Raw genomic sequence first — 12,421 nt, 5'->3', positions numbered from 1 at the left:
CCAGGGTAAACAAAACTAAAGGTAAAAAATGAGTAACTTTGATATTTTAATTCTATTTACATTTATAGACTTCTTTATATTATTTCTAGCTTTTAAGCTTTTTGGTAAAAAAGGCTTACATGTATTTATTGTTATTAGTGTTATAGCTGCAAACATCCAAGTTAATAAAGGTGTAAGCTACGATATAGCTGGATTTCATGTAATTGCTACTTTAGGCAATGTTATGTTTGGCGGTATATTCACAGCTAATGACCTACTTAATGAAAAGTATGGTCGACAAGAAGCTAGAAAAGCTGTACTTAAATCAATATTTTTTGGCTTATCATTTGTGCTTTTAATGTTTATGGCAACATTATTTAACTCTATAAATGATTCTTTTTATAAACAAACAAATCAAGCTTTTGACTTATTTTTCTCAATTAATGGTGGCGCTCTAAAAGCTGTAATAATTGGTAACTGTGTTTATTTGATATCACAACTATTTGATGTACTTATCTACTCAAAACTTAGAAGTTTTAATTCTGATATAAAATGGTTATGGTTTAGAAATACTGGATCTACTTTAATATCGCAAATACTTGATACAAGCCTTATAACTTATGGATTTGCTTTAGCTGGTATTTTACCTATAGATAGTGCTTTTGAGATAATAATTTCAACACTAGTTATCAAATATATAATAGCTTTTATTAATGCTCCTTTATTCTATATTTTAGCTTTCACAAAACCTAAAGAATCATAAGCATCAAAATTATAATAATACATGCTAGATAAACCCAATCTTGTATTTTATGAGGAACTACACGTGATAGTTTAACACCTATTGATACACCGACAAAAGAGCCTACTATTATGCTAACAGCTACTGGCAAATAAACATATCCTAAACAATAATTAGGTAAATTTGGATCTCCGAAACCTATTATTGTATATGAAATAGCTCCAAAAAGTGCCAAAAAAGGTATTATAGATGATGAAATTGCAGCTGCTGATGTAAGTTTATAGTTGCGACCTCTTAAGAAAGGAACGATAATTATACTTCCACCAATACCTAAAACAACCGAAACAAAACCTGTTATAAGGCCATAAGTATATAGTAATTTAGATGATGGCTTATTTATACTATGACTAGCTTGATTAACCTTAGTAGATTTTGCATTACTTATCATTTTTAATATCAATTTAGCAATTGTGTATATCAAAAATATAATAAATAAAATCTTTAATAATATACTCGACAGATAACTAGCAACAGCAGCACCAACAATAGTACCTATAATTAGTCCTAATTTTAATTTTAGCGCAACACTCCAAATTATATTGTTAGCCTTATGGTGAGCATAGGTTGTTTTTAAAGATGTAAACAACATAACAAGCAAAGATGTTGCAACAGCTATATGCATTGAATTAGACGTAAATGTTGGCTCATAAATAGATATATACATTGCAATAGCTGGCACAACTATAACTCCTCCACCAAAACCAAATAGTGCGGCTAATGTCCCTACTATAATACCTATAACAACAAAACAAAAAATAACAGAAATCATATTTAATATATTCCAAATTTGACTAAATAGTTAGATTAGCCCGAGTTTTACGAGACCATGGTAGACACCATCATGATAGTTTGCTTTAGTTATAAAACTAGCTTTATCTTTCAACCTATCAGAAGCATTCTCCATAGCTATCGCGACATCAACTCTATCAAACATTTCTAAATCATTATTACCATCACCAAATGCATATGTCTCATAATCTTCTAAACTAAGGTTCTCAACGACTTTATCAATACCATCTGCTTTTGTATGACCTGCTAGATAGCAATCAACATAACCATTTTCATCATGAGGTGCAATAACGTAATTATCACCCAAGGTATTTTGCAATGCTACGCAATCAACCTTTCTACCTAAAACTAAAGCATTATAGATAGTGACATTATATAAATTATGAGTTGTAATAATCTTATCCTCATTGACAATCACACTATTATAAAAATAATTAAGATCGTCAGACTCTAGATTACTTACATATGCATATTCACCTTCAAAAAGCCAATCATGATTATGCTTTTCACAAAACTTTAAAACATTATCTATAGCACTTTGAGGAAAAAGTTTCTCATAAATTAGCTTCTCACCAACTCTAACAACTGAACCATTTGCTGTAATAAAACCATCCATCGGTAAATCTAGCACAGCTTCTGGGATAAAGCCTTGAGTACGTCCTGTTGCTATAAAAGTTTTATAACCTTGCTTTCTTAAATCCTTTATAGCTTGAATATTTTTATCAGAAACAAAAAGTTTACCTTTTTTTTCGTGAACTAAAGTTCCATCAATATCAAAAAAGAATGCTTTATTTTTCATTATACTCCTCAATAATAACCATTTAATACTAAATACATTTTTTTAATTATCACAATAATTAAAGTATCTGCATATCAAGTACAAAAATGACATCAAATTTAAAAACCTAATAAATAAACATCGCGTCACCATAGCTAAAAAATCTATATTTTTCAGCTATTGCATGCTCATATGCTTTTATAATTTTTTCTTTATCTGCAAATGCACTGACCAACATAATAAGTGTGGATTTTGGCAAATGAAAATTAGTAATCATTGCATCAACTACATTAAACTTTTTACCTGGATACAAGAAGATATCAGTTTCACCTTGATAAGGCTCAATTTGACCACTTTGCCCTGCTGTCTCAAGTGAGCGTACAGAAGTCGTGCCAATAGCTATTATTCTACCACCATTTGCCTTTGTCTGACGAATTTTTTGGCAAACATCTTCTGGTACAGAAATAACTTCAGCATGCATTTTATGATTATTTACATCATCAACTTGGACAGGTTTAAATGTTCCTGAGCCTACATGCAAAGTTATATAAGCTATATCAACACCTTTGTCTTTAATTTGTTGCATCAACTCTTCACTAAAGTGTAATCCTGCTGTAGGAGCAGCAACAGAACCTAAATCTTTGGCATAAACTGTTTGGTATCTATCTGCATCAAACTCTTCATCATCTCGCTTCATATATGGAGGTAAAGGAACATGTCCAAACTCTTGCATAATTTGGTAAATATCTTTATTACCTTGTAACTCAAGCAAATACATACCACCATCTTTTTCTAGGACCTTTGCTAAAGTATCTTGGACAAAGATCTCACTACCAATAGCAGGTGATCGATTTGCCTTTATATGAGTTTCAAAAACTTTTGACGAATGCACCCTTTCTATAAGATACTCAAGCTTCGCTCCCGTAGTTTTTTCACCATATAAGCGTGCTAACATTACTTTACTATTGTTAAAAATAAGTAAGTCTTCTTGATTTATAAAATCTATAAAATCAGTAAATTTATGATCTATTATCTCACCTGTTTGCTTACTTAACTTTAACAATCTACTAGCATCACGATTTTCTAAAGGATAACTAGCAATTAACTCCTCTGGTAATTTATAATCAAAATCATCTGTTTTCATTTTTATTTATCTCTTTAAATAATTCTTGAATTGTTTACAAAGCCTGCTTTACTACTAGGCTTTTAAGCATACTATTTTTATCAACAAACTCAAATCCAGTTCGCCTAGCTTTTTTAATATAATCATTTTCGCTGCCAAAAACTTCTTTAAAGGCTTTCATTAAGCTCACCATTTTTTTATTATCAAGTCTTCTCTCGCGCTGGTACTTATCAAGAGTTGAAATATGACCAATCAATCTACCTTTAGCAAAAGCTTGACTCAAAACTTTAGTAAGAGCAATCACATCTTTAAAACCAATATTCACACCTTGTCCAGCTAAAGGATGAATAGTATGAGCAGCATCACCAACTAGCACAACATTATCTTGAATATAAGAATTTGCATGACGCTGGATTAGCTCAAAACTAAATCTTTTTGATAAAAGTTTTACATCACCAAGAGTATTATTAATTATTTTTGCTAACTCTAATTCAAATTTATCATCAGCTAAGCTCATTAGAAAATCTGCATAATCAGTTTTTACAGACCAGACTATTGATGCTTTATTAGAGTTTTCTAAGGGTAAAAATGCTAATACACCCTTATCATAGAAGCGCTGATATGCTGTTAATTGATGCTCTTTTTCAAGCTCAAGTGTAGCTACTATAGCAGTATGCTTATATGATTTAACTTTAGTCTCAAAGTTAAAATAATCACGAATAAAAGAGTTAGCTCCATCAGCTCCAACTATTAAGCTAGTTTCAATAACCTTATCAACTAAAATAATCTTTTCCGTATTTCCATTTCTTTGAATCTTCTGTATTTTTTGATTAGCAAAAATTTCAATACTAGTATTATTAATTTTTTCAACTAATGCTTGAGTTATTACATCATTTTCAACTATACATCCCAGGCTATGCTCTGATATTTCTTCAGCTGTAATATTAATGCTCTCACTAACAATATCATCCCATACTCGCATTTGATAATATGGTGATATACGTTTACTTTTAATCTTGTTCCAAACGCCTAGCTCTTGTAGCAATCTCTTTGAGGTATGATTAATTGCACTAACTCTAGTCTCTACTCTATTAGAATCTAAAGCTTTTTGCCTGACATCTCTAGCTTCGACAATAGCAACTTGCAAACCATTTTTATGCAGTGCTAAAGCTAAGCTAAGCCCAACCATACCACCACCAACAATCACAACATCTTTTTGAATATTTCTAGTGCTCATCTTCAACTACCTTTCTCATTAAGGTTGAGCCTTTTGTAAGCTTACCCATCATCACTCGTGATAAAACTTTCTTAGCTAATCTACTTCTCTGTAATAAGTGTAAACCTGCATTTCTACTTGCAACCAATTTACGATCATTTGAGACAAACCATTTTACAAAACCATGGGTTATATTAATTGTTCTATCATGGTCAGGCTTTCTAACTTTCTCAAACTCTGCTAAGACACTAGCTATAGAATTCTGTGAAAAATCATTTTCAGCTAGTAAATCATATAAGAAGCCAATATCACGAATACTGAGATTCATACCTTGGCCAGATACAGGGTGCAAAAAATGTAATGCATTACCAAAAAATAGTACATTATCCTTATATACTTCATTTGACTGAACCAAATATAAAGGAAAAACTGCTGGTTTTGTAGCAATCTTAACTTCACCTAATCTATAGCCAAAACGATCTTGAAGCAGCTCTTCAAATGCATTTTTATCTAAACTTAGTTTTGCTTTTGAATCTTGTCGATCAACAGTCCAAACACATCCCATAGTAGTTCTTGACTTAGGAAGCATTGCAAGCACCCCATCTGTCATAAACCTCTCATATGCAGTATTTTGATTATCTAGATCTGTGTGAATATCAAAGACCACAGCATCTTGTTTATAATCAGTAGTTTGCGCATCAACATCTAGCATTTTACGCATACTTGAATTTGCACCATCACAAGCAATTACTAATCCTGCTGGTATAGTACTTTTTTGCCCCTGCTTTTCAACTACTAAAGAATACTCATTAGCTTTTTTCTCAAGAGCTATAACATTAGTTTCAAAAGACTTGATGATGTTTGTATTTTCAGCAACACTTTGTAAAGCAACAACCAAAAGCTCTCGCATTGGTGCTATAGCGCCTAAAAATGGTAAATTTTCATCCTTAGCAAAGATTTCTGCTCTTCCATATCTACCTTTATCAGAAATATGAACTTTCTTAATAACTTGAGTTGTACTTGCAACTTTATCCCATAAGCCAAGAGTGTTTAAGAATGCTATTGATGAGTAAGATACAGCAATACTCCTATTATCATTTTTGACTTGTAGCTGATCTTTTTCAATATGAATAATTTTACAGCCAGTCTTTGCAAGCGCTAGAGAAGTTAATAGGCCAACTATACCACCTCCAACAATCGCCACATCATATTTATTACTCATTTTTAATCTCAAATTTTTTCACTATCAATAAGTAGTACTGCGACTTTCGTATACTCTAATAATTCCATAAAATCATCTTCATTGCTCTCGTCTTGTCCTAAAGAATCATAATCCATATACGATATTTGCATTAAATCATGGATTGCTTCTTTGATCTCTTTATCTTTTGAGTTTTCAAAGTCTAAACCAAATAAACCAACTCCAGATAAGAAACCTTTTATCCAATAAGTAAGTGCTTCTGCCCTATAACTTAATGGCTCACTATCGTCAGGTATAAATAAATCAAAGCTCAAACCTTTCTCATCAAACTGAGACTTAGTATAGTCATACAGTTTTTTCATAGTCTTTAAAGCCGAAGCTGCAACTAAATCCCCTTCCTCAATAGTTTTAGTCATCAAAGAATCTGACCATGCAGTGAACTTAACTTCTGCACCGAAACTAAATAATGCACAAAGTAAGCCATGAGCTTCCGAAGCTGAGCTTAGAGCCTGCATTACCTTTAGAGCCTCTGCAACATCTTCAAAATTAGGTTTTTCATTTTTCATAGAAATTTATTTTTATATTATGTGTATTGTTACTTATTTTACTGTATCTGAATAATTAGTTATAGGTATTTTTTGTCAGATTAACTAAAGAAACTACAAATAATCTTATAGTGAAATGATAATTAAAGATAAGTTATGAACTGAAGGTTAAGTATATTAATTTTTTTTGAAATACGAGTTAAAAAATATGCTTTAAGATTGGTAATTTGGTGGCTCTTTTGTAATTGTGACATTATGAACATGAGACTCATTAAATCCAGCTCCTGTAATCTGTACAAATGTCGGCTGTGTACGCATTGTTTGAATATCTTTTGATCCAGTATAACCCATACTAGATTTTAACCCACCAATTAGTTGGTGAATAACTGCAGAAAGTAAACCTTTATAAGGTACTCTTCCCTCAACACCTTCTGGGACAAATTTCTTAGATTCTGTATTACTTTGGAAATATCTATCTGAAGATCCTTGCTCCATAGCACCAAGAGACCCCATACCACGATAAGATTTATATGAACGACCTTGGAAAAGCTCTACTTCACCTGGAGATTCTTCTGTACCAGCAAAAAGCCCTCCAATCATAACTACAGATGCTCCAGCAACAATTGCTTTTGCTATATCTCCTGAAAATCTAATTCCACCATCAGCAATAACAGGAACTCCTGTATCTTCTAGGGCTTCTGCAACATTAGATATTGCAGAGATTTGTGGTACACCAACACCAGCAACAATTCTTGTAGTACAGATAGAACCAGGGCCTATACCAACTTTAACAGCATCAGCTCCAGCTTTTGCTAAATCACAAGCAGCTTCAGCTGTAGCAATATTCCCACCGATAACTTGAATCTTAGGGTAAGTATCTTTTACCCACTTAACCATATCAAGCACACCTTGTGAATGACCATGAGCAGTATCTACAACTATAATATCAACGCCTTCAGCTGCTAACGCAGTAACACGCTCTTTTGTATTTTCAGCTGTTCCTACAGCAGCTCCAACCCTTAAACGACCTAATGAGTCCTTACAAGCATTAGGCTTATTTTGTGATCTTTCAATATCTTTTGTTGTAATCAAGCCAATAAGTTCACCCTTACTATCTACAACTAAAAGCTTTTCTATTTTATGTTCATGTAAGCTTTTCTTGATAGATCCTTGAGACGCATCTTCTGCAACCGTAACAAGCTTCTCTTTGGTAGTCATTATAGAGCTAACTGGCTCTTCTAAATCTTTAGCAAATCTAAAGTCACGCCTTGTAACAATACCTACAATATGATTATTTTGATCTACAACAGGAAATCCAGAGAAATTATGCTCTCTTGCTAGTTGCATTATCTCTTTGATTGAGCTTTCTGGCTTTACTGTAATAGGATCTATTACCATACCATTTTCAAATCTTTTTACCTTTTTAACTTCCTGAGCTTGTGCTTCAATAGACATATTCTTGTGGATAATACCTATACCGCCTTCTTGAGCTATCGAAATAGCTAAGCGTGACTCTGTAACTGTATCCATCGCTGCTGATACTAAAGGAATATTTAACTGAATATCTCTAGTAATATTTGTTTTCAAATCAACCTGGTGTGGCAAAACATTTGAATATCTAGGTGAAAGCAATACATCATCAAAAGTGATTGCTTCTTGAGTAATTCTTAACATTATCGATCTCCGTAATTAAAGTCTAGAGTTTGAATTTAATTACAGTCGTATTCTATCACATAACAAAAAATATGCTAGAGAAAAATAAATTATTTATTAAGACAAACAAATCTAAATATAGGACTAACTTTACAGATTAACCCCCAAACTATATATTTTATTTATCAATTAAATATCTTAAAATAAGCAAAATACTAACAAAATCAAATAGTAATATTTTAATATAAAACTTAGTAAAAAATATATAAATTTAAACTCGCCTTAATCTATTTTTATATCAACTCAAAACATCTAAATATTAAGAATAATTTTTTAAAAACTAATACTTCCATTTAATAAAAACATAGCTATAATATGCAAGTTTAAAAACTTATTTATTTAATATTTTGAAAAAGACACCTTATAAAAGACTATTAATAGCAATAATGATATTAGCTCTAATATTGACAATAGCTGCATATGTCTTCGGCCAAAATATGCTTCAATCAGAAAGAGCTGATTCTATAAATCAAGTAGACTATAACATCCCTCTTAGCTCTTTTATGCTAAAAGAATCATAGTATTTGCTATAAAAATATTTAAAAAACCAGAGTTTACTGCTAGGTTCCCAATTCATTATAGAAATGATATAGTGTAAATAAGCTTTAAAAAACTATATTCTTTGAATGTTAAAAAAGAAAAATATATTAGTAGCTATTATAATTGTTGTTGTGATAGCTGTTAGTTTTGTTATAGGCAAAAGAACAGGCTTTAATAGAGCTACTTCAATACATGAAAGCGAACTACAAATACTAGAGCAAAGTAAACTATCTCAGACTCCCGAAGATACCACAAATTGTCGTCCAAATGTCAGCTCTAAAAAAAAGAATTATGTCATTGGTTATGGAAGTCTTATGAATAAAGCATCAAGACAAATAACTGTGCCTGATGCAACTTATGCAGCACCAATACTAGTTAGCGGATTTGAAAGACTTTGGGCATCACGTGGGGAAAAATCACATGCAACGTTCCTACTTGCTGTACCTAACCAAGGCTATGCTATGAACGCTATATATTATAAAGCTTCTGCTAGTGATATCTCGGCTACAGACTTAAGAGAAGCATCTTATTGTAGAGTTAAAGTTCCTCGTAAAGATATTGTTCCTTTAGGTGTAAAAAGCTTACCTAAAGGAGATTTTTGGATGTATGTAAAAGATTTTAAAGATGCTGAATTCCCAACGAAGAAATACCCAATACTACAAACTTATGCCGATGTTTTTATGACAGGATGCTTACAGACTCAAGCAGAATTTGACCTAACAGAGTTTGGTAAACTTTGTTTCCAAACTACTTATGGTTGGGATTTGGCAAACTGGCTATATGACAGATCAGACCCTCGTTATGCTAGATATTCAAAAAATACTGAAAAATATCGTACACCAATTGATAAAATCATCCATCGTTTAAGTTATAATAACGATCCATTATAATTAACTAATTAATTCTATAAATTAAAAATGAATCTCAATAGTAGAAAAATATGTATTGCTCCAATGCTTGATTGGACAGATAGACACTACCGCTATATGATGCGTTTGATAACCAAAGAAACTATGCTATATACAGAAATGGTAACTCTAAATGCTATACTTCATGGCAATAAAGATTTTCTACTAAAATATAATCCTGAAGAGAATCCAGTCACCCTTCAGTTAGGTGGTTGTGTACCTGAAGACTTTATAACATGTGGTAAATTAGCTGAGAAACTAGGCTATGATGAAATTAATATAAATGTCGGTTGCCCCAGCGAGAGAGTTAAAAAAGGTAACTTTGGTCTATCTTTAATGGCAGAGCCAGATCTAGTTGCTGATTGTGTCAAGGCGATGAAAGATAATCTCAATATCCCAGTATCTGTTAAATGTCGTATTGGTTATGACCATAATGATAGTTATGAGGAATTGTATAACTTTGCCGATAAACAAGTTCAAGCTGGTGTTGACTTCCTATGCATCCATGCGCGCAAAGGTTGGCTAAGTGGTCTTTCACCAAAAGAAAACCGTACAATTCCAGAACTTAAGTATGATGTTGTATATAATATTAAGAAAGATTTTCCGAACTTAGAGCTTGGCATCAATGGTGGCATCACAACAGTTGAAGATACTCACACACATTTAGAGCATGTTGATAGCGTAATGATTGGTCGCGAAGCATATCATAACCCTATGATATTTAAGGATTTTGATCATGAGTTCTATAACAAAGAGCAATCACGAATAACTCCTCTTGAAGTTGGATATAAAATGGCCGAGTACATCACTCAGCAAATGCAAAAAGACTCTTTTATTAAACTCAACAATATAACAAAACATACTCTAAACCTATTTAATGGTTTACCAAATGCCAGAGTTTATCGTAGATACCTAAGTGAGAACGCTACCAAGAAAGGTGCTAATGTTGATACTTTTTTAGAGGCATTAAAAGTTTTTGATAAATAAAATCTAATCTTAATCAAAAGTTATAATAAAGCGAAGCTCCATACTACTTCTGATATCAGCTCCTTCTGATAGTCTAACGGCTGAGTGATAAGTCACATCATTATGATTTTGATATACTTCTGCCTTCTCGCTATCAAACTGCTTAAAGACAACTAGCTCATCAATATCAAGATTATGGAAATACCCCCAAAAATGATTGGAACTATTTTTCAACCTATAGCTTGAGTTTTTAAACTCTTGTGATTTAACCTCTATAACTCCCATATCTGCTGCTTTGGCATATTTACCAGGCATAAAGGCTAATGTTGAAGTTTGAGATTTTTGATTAACATGCATCCACGCATTTATGAATATATACTTCTGCCCTTCTTTTAATAGCCCTTTTTCTATTAAAGAATTTCGACATTGAGCCCCAGATGAGCAAGTAAAATCAGAATGTGCTGAACCAATACCTTTATCATTGGAATCTTTGACAATATTTCGAACCAATGCAGATCTTAGTATTATTTTTTCTGCTTTAGGGAATACACTATTAACACCATCAAAAATATTACTTAAATAAGGCTTAATATTTTCATAAACATCTCCCCCTAGATTTAAGACCATAGGCTTTTCTAACTTTACTAGTTCAACACCGTAGTTTCGCATATTAACATTTTTAACATTCCTAAGATCATGCACTTTTTTTTCTACAGTAGGTAAATACTTATTGGCTTCTGAATAATTGTTAGGAGCTTTCACCTTTTCTGAAAACTGTCGAATATCACTATTAGGTTCTCTAAATGCAATTTTTGATAAAATAGAATTTTTACCACTGAAATCATTTTTATTAAATTCTCTTAAAGGCTTCTGTTGAAAGTTTTCTTGCCAAAAGTTTAACTCAGGAGCGTCATCTATTGGTATAGTATTTGTAGCATCAACATAAGTACGTGCATCATTTACTATAAACTTTTCTTGCTCAATCGAGCTTTCATCTAAAGGCTTAAAATTTTTATTTAGTAGCTTTTCAAACATTTTAAACATCCTCATCAGTTGATAAAATCAGTATCCCTCACTACTCATGTTATCAAAAATTAATAACCATATATATAAAAAAATAACAAATTATGCATTTTTTAATGCTAATTTTTTGTACAAGAGATAAAATAAATTTTAGAGACACTAAAGGGGCTAATATAGAAATGAAATGGCGAAGATACAAAATACTACTAAAAAAAGTCATAGAAACTAAAGCAAACAATGAATCAATCAAAATTATTTTTGAGAAGAATGCTATAGATGTAAACAAGCATAAACTAAAAAGAAACAATGTAGAAAAAGAAGATATACTCTTAATTTATGGTATTGAATACAAAGATAGAATAAAGAATCAGATTATTTACAATATTTCTAAAAATAAATATATAGATAAAGGTATACCAAATATATTAAATCTTCTTATAACCTTATTCTTAATTATGATTGTTATTTATCTTCACTTCACAAATATGCTTTTACATACGGTAGGACCTTTTGAGAAAATTTTTACCATCTCAGTTCTCATATACCTTCATTTTATACTATTTGAATGTGCTAAAGGGTTTATTCATGTAAAACTATATTTATGGAGAAATAGATCAAAAATAAAAAACATGCGTAATATTAACAATAAAGACTAGCTTTAAAAACAACGATTAAATATACCAAAGAGAATTTTATGCTTAAACCAATATTAATAACCTCAGTTCGATAATTACTTCATGTCTAAATATTTATAATTATTGATTTTAATTGGAGAAATAATAAACTGAGCTAGAGCAGCCATAAGATGAGTAAAAGCATTGTTTACAGATCTATGTCT

13 protein-coding genes and 1 pseudogene are annotated in these 12,421 nt (G+C 31.5%); 5 read left to right on the top strand and 9 right to left on the bottom strand.

The genetic code is table 11. The annotated features are described in order from the left end of the window. Positions 1 to 28 precede the first annotated feature (28 nt). Complete coding sequence (locus AB8E56_RS02890) at positions 29 to 742, top strand: queuosine precursor transporter (RefSeq protein ID WP_329477781.1); 714 nt, start codon at positions 29 to 31, stop codon at positions 740 to 742. Here AB8E56_RS02890 and AB8E56_RS02885 read toward each other — a convergent pair. From AB8E56_RS02885 to guaB, 7 genes are all read right to left on the bottom strand, one after another. After that, the gene (locus AB8E56_RS02885) at positions 729 to 1,550 is read right to left on the bottom strand and encodes a sulfite exporter TauE/SafE family protein (RefSeq protein ID WP_329477779.1); all 822 of its coding nucleotides are present in this window, start codon (positions 1,548 to 1,550) and stop codon (positions 729 to 731) included. The genes AB8E56_RS02890 and AB8E56_RS02885 overlap by 14 nt on opposite strands. A 30-nt stretch (positions 1,551 to 1,580) precedes the next feature. Further along, the gene (locus AB8E56_RS02880) at positions 1,581 to 2,369 is read right to left on the bottom strand and encodes a Cof-type HAD-IIB family hydrolase (RefSeq protein WP_329477777.1); all 789 of its coding nucleotides are present in this window, start codon (positions 2,367 to 2,369) and stop codon (positions 1,581 to 1,583) included. 106 nt (positions 2,370 to 2,475) lie between these two features. Continuing rightward, positions 2,476 to 3,492 (bottom strand): tRNA preQ1(34) S-adenosylmethionine ribosyltransferase-isomerase QueA, encoded by a 1,017-nt coding sequence (gene queA / locus AB8E56_RS02875; RefSeq protein WP_329477775.1) that lies wholly within the window; start codon positions 3,490 to 3,492, stop codon positions 2,476 to 2,478. Between the two features lie 34 nt (positions 3,493 to 3,526). Beyond that, positions 3,527 to 4,708 carry an FAD-dependent oxidoreductase gene (locus tag AB8E56_RS02870; protein ID WP_329477773.1) on the bottom strand — a complete coding sequence of 394 codons (1,182 nt, stop codon included), beginning with the start codon at positions 4,706 to 4,708 and terminating at the stop codon, positions 3,527 to 3,529. After that, positions 4,698 to 5,909 carry an FAD-dependent monooxygenase gene (locus tag AB8E56_RS02865; RefSeq protein WP_329477771.1) on the bottom strand — a complete coding sequence of 404 codons (1,212 nt, stop codon included), beginning with the start codon at positions 5,907 to 5,909 and terminating at the stop codon, positions 4,698 to 4,700. The genes AB8E56_RS02870 and AB8E56_RS02865 overlap by 11 nt, the downstream gene beginning before the upstream one ends. 8 nt (positions 5,910 to 5,917) lie before the next feature. Further along, positions 5,918 to 6,454: a YecA family protein gene (locus AB8E56_RS02860; RefSeq protein ID WP_329477769.1), complete on the bottom strand. Its 537-nt coding sequence runs from the start codon at positions 6,452 to 6,454 to the stop codon at positions 5,918 to 5,920. A gap of 192 nt (positions 6,455 to 6,646) precedes the next feature. Continuing rightward, complete coding sequence (guaB, locus tag AB8E56_RS02855) at positions 6,647 to 8,107, bottom strand: IMP dehydrogenase (protein ID WP_329477767.1); 1,461 nt, start codon at positions 8,105 to 8,107, stop codon at positions 6,647 to 6,649. Between the two features lie 386 nt (positions 8,108 to 8,493). Between guaB and AB8E56_RS02850 the strand changes: the two genes are divergently transcribed. The 3 genes from AB8E56_RS02850 (at position 8,494) to dusA (ending at position 10,581) form a co-directional block, all read left to right on the top strand. After that, positions 8,494 to 8,667 carry a hypothetical protein gene (locus AB8E56_RS02850; protein ID WP_329477765.1) on the top strand — a complete coding sequence of 58 codons (174 nt, stop codon included), beginning with the start codon at positions 8,494 to 8,496 and terminating at the stop codon, positions 8,665 to 8,667. A gap of 105 nt (positions 8,668 to 8,772) precedes the next feature. Continuing rightward, positions 8,773 to 9,576, top strand: coding sequence for a gamma-glutamylcyclotransferase family protein (locus AB8E56_RS02845; protein ID WP_329477764.1), 804 nt, complete (start codon positions 8,773 to 8,775; stop codon positions 9,574 to 9,576). A gap of 27 nt (positions 9,577 to 9,603) precedes the next feature. Continuing rightward, positions 9,604 to 10,581, top strand: coding sequence for a tRNA dihydrouridine(20/20a) synthase DusA (dusA, locus tag AB8E56_RS02840; RefSeq protein ID WP_329477762.1), 978 nt, complete (start codon positions 9,604 to 9,606; stop codon positions 10,579 to 10,581). Between the two features lie 9 nt (positions 10,582 to 10,590). Here the strand turns inward: dusA and AB8E56_RS02835 are convergent, their stop codons facing one another. Beyond that, positions 10,591 to 11,595 carry a CmcJ/NvfI family oxidoreductase gene (locus AB8E56_RS02835; protein WP_329477760.1) on the bottom strand — a complete coding sequence of 335 codons (1,005 nt, stop codon included), beginning with the start codon at positions 11,593 to 11,595 and terminating at the stop codon, positions 10,591 to 10,593. Between the two features lie 167 nt (positions 11,596 to 11,762). On the opposite strand from AB8E56_RS02835, the gene AB8E56_RS02830 reads away from it, so the two are divergent. Further along, a complete protein-coding gene (locus AB8E56_RS02830; protein ID WP_329477758.1) occupies positions 11,763 to 12,239 on the top strand; it encodes a hypothetical protein in 477 nt (158 codons plus the stop codon). Between the two features lie 74 nt (positions 12,240 to 12,313). Here AB8E56_RS02830 and AB8E56_RS02825 read toward each other — a convergent pair. Then, a pseudogene (locus AB8E56_RS02825) lies at positions 12,314 to 12,421 on the bottom strand (IS982 family transposase); the annotation flags it as partial.

The organism is Francisella sp. 19X1-34, from assembly GCF_041102755.1.
Taxonomy (GTDB): Bacteria; Pseudomonadota; Gammaproteobacteria; order Francisellales; family Francisellaceae; genus Francisella.
The sequence above is the reverse complement of the archived record's forward strand: the minus strand, read 5'-3'. Positions and strand labels throughout refer to the sequence as shown.

Excerpts from the sequence above, each read along its gene's own strand:
- AB8E56_RS02890 (WP_329477781.1), top strand. The coding sequence starts at position 29 with ATGAGTAACTTTGATATTTTAATTCTATTTACATTTATAGACTTCTTT.
- AB8E56_RS02885 (WP_329477779.1), bottom strand. The coding sequence starts at position 1,550 with ATGATTTCTGTTATTTTTTGTTTTGTTGTTATAGGTATTATAGTAGGG.
- AB8E56_RS02880 (WP_329477777.1), bottom strand. The coding sequence starts at position 2,369 with ATGAAAAATAAAGCATTCTTTTTTGATATTGATGGAACTTTAGTTCAC.
- queA (WP_329477775.1), bottom strand. The coding sequence starts at position 3,492 with ATGAAAACAGATGATTTTGATTATAAATTACCAGAGGAGTTAATTGCT.
- AB8E56_RS02870 (WP_329477773.1), bottom strand. The coding sequence starts at position 4,708 with ATGAGCACTAGAAATATTCAAAAAGATGTTGTGATTGTTGGTGGTGGT.
- AB8E56_RS02865 (WP_329477771.1), bottom strand. The coding sequence starts at position 5,909 with ATGAGTAATAAATATGATGTGGCGATTGTTGGAGGTGGTATAGTTGGC.
- AB8E56_RS02860 (WP_329477769.1), bottom strand. The coding sequence starts at position 6,454 with ATGAAAAATGAAAAACCTAATTTTGAAGATGTTGCAGAGGCTCTAAAG.
- guaB (WP_329477767.1), bottom strand. The coding sequence starts at position 8,107 with ATGTTAAGAATTACTCAAGAAGCAATCACTTTTGATGATGTATTGCTT.
- AB8E56_RS02845 (WP_329477764.1), top strand. The coding sequence starts at position 8,773 with ATGTTAAAAAAGAAAAATATATTAGTAGCTATTATAATTGTTGTTGTG.
- dusA (WP_329477762.1), top strand. The coding sequence starts at position 9,604 with ATGAATCTCAATAGTAGAAAAATATGTATTGCTCCAATGCTTGATTGG.
- AB8E56_RS02835 (WP_329477760.1), bottom strand. The coding sequence starts at position 11,595 with ATGTTTGAAAAGCTACTAAATAAAAATTTTAAGCCTTTAGATGAAAGC.
- AB8E56_RS02830 (WP_329477758.1), top strand. The coding sequence starts at position 11,763 with ATGAAATGGCGAAGATACAAAATACTACTAAAAAAAGTCATAGAAACT.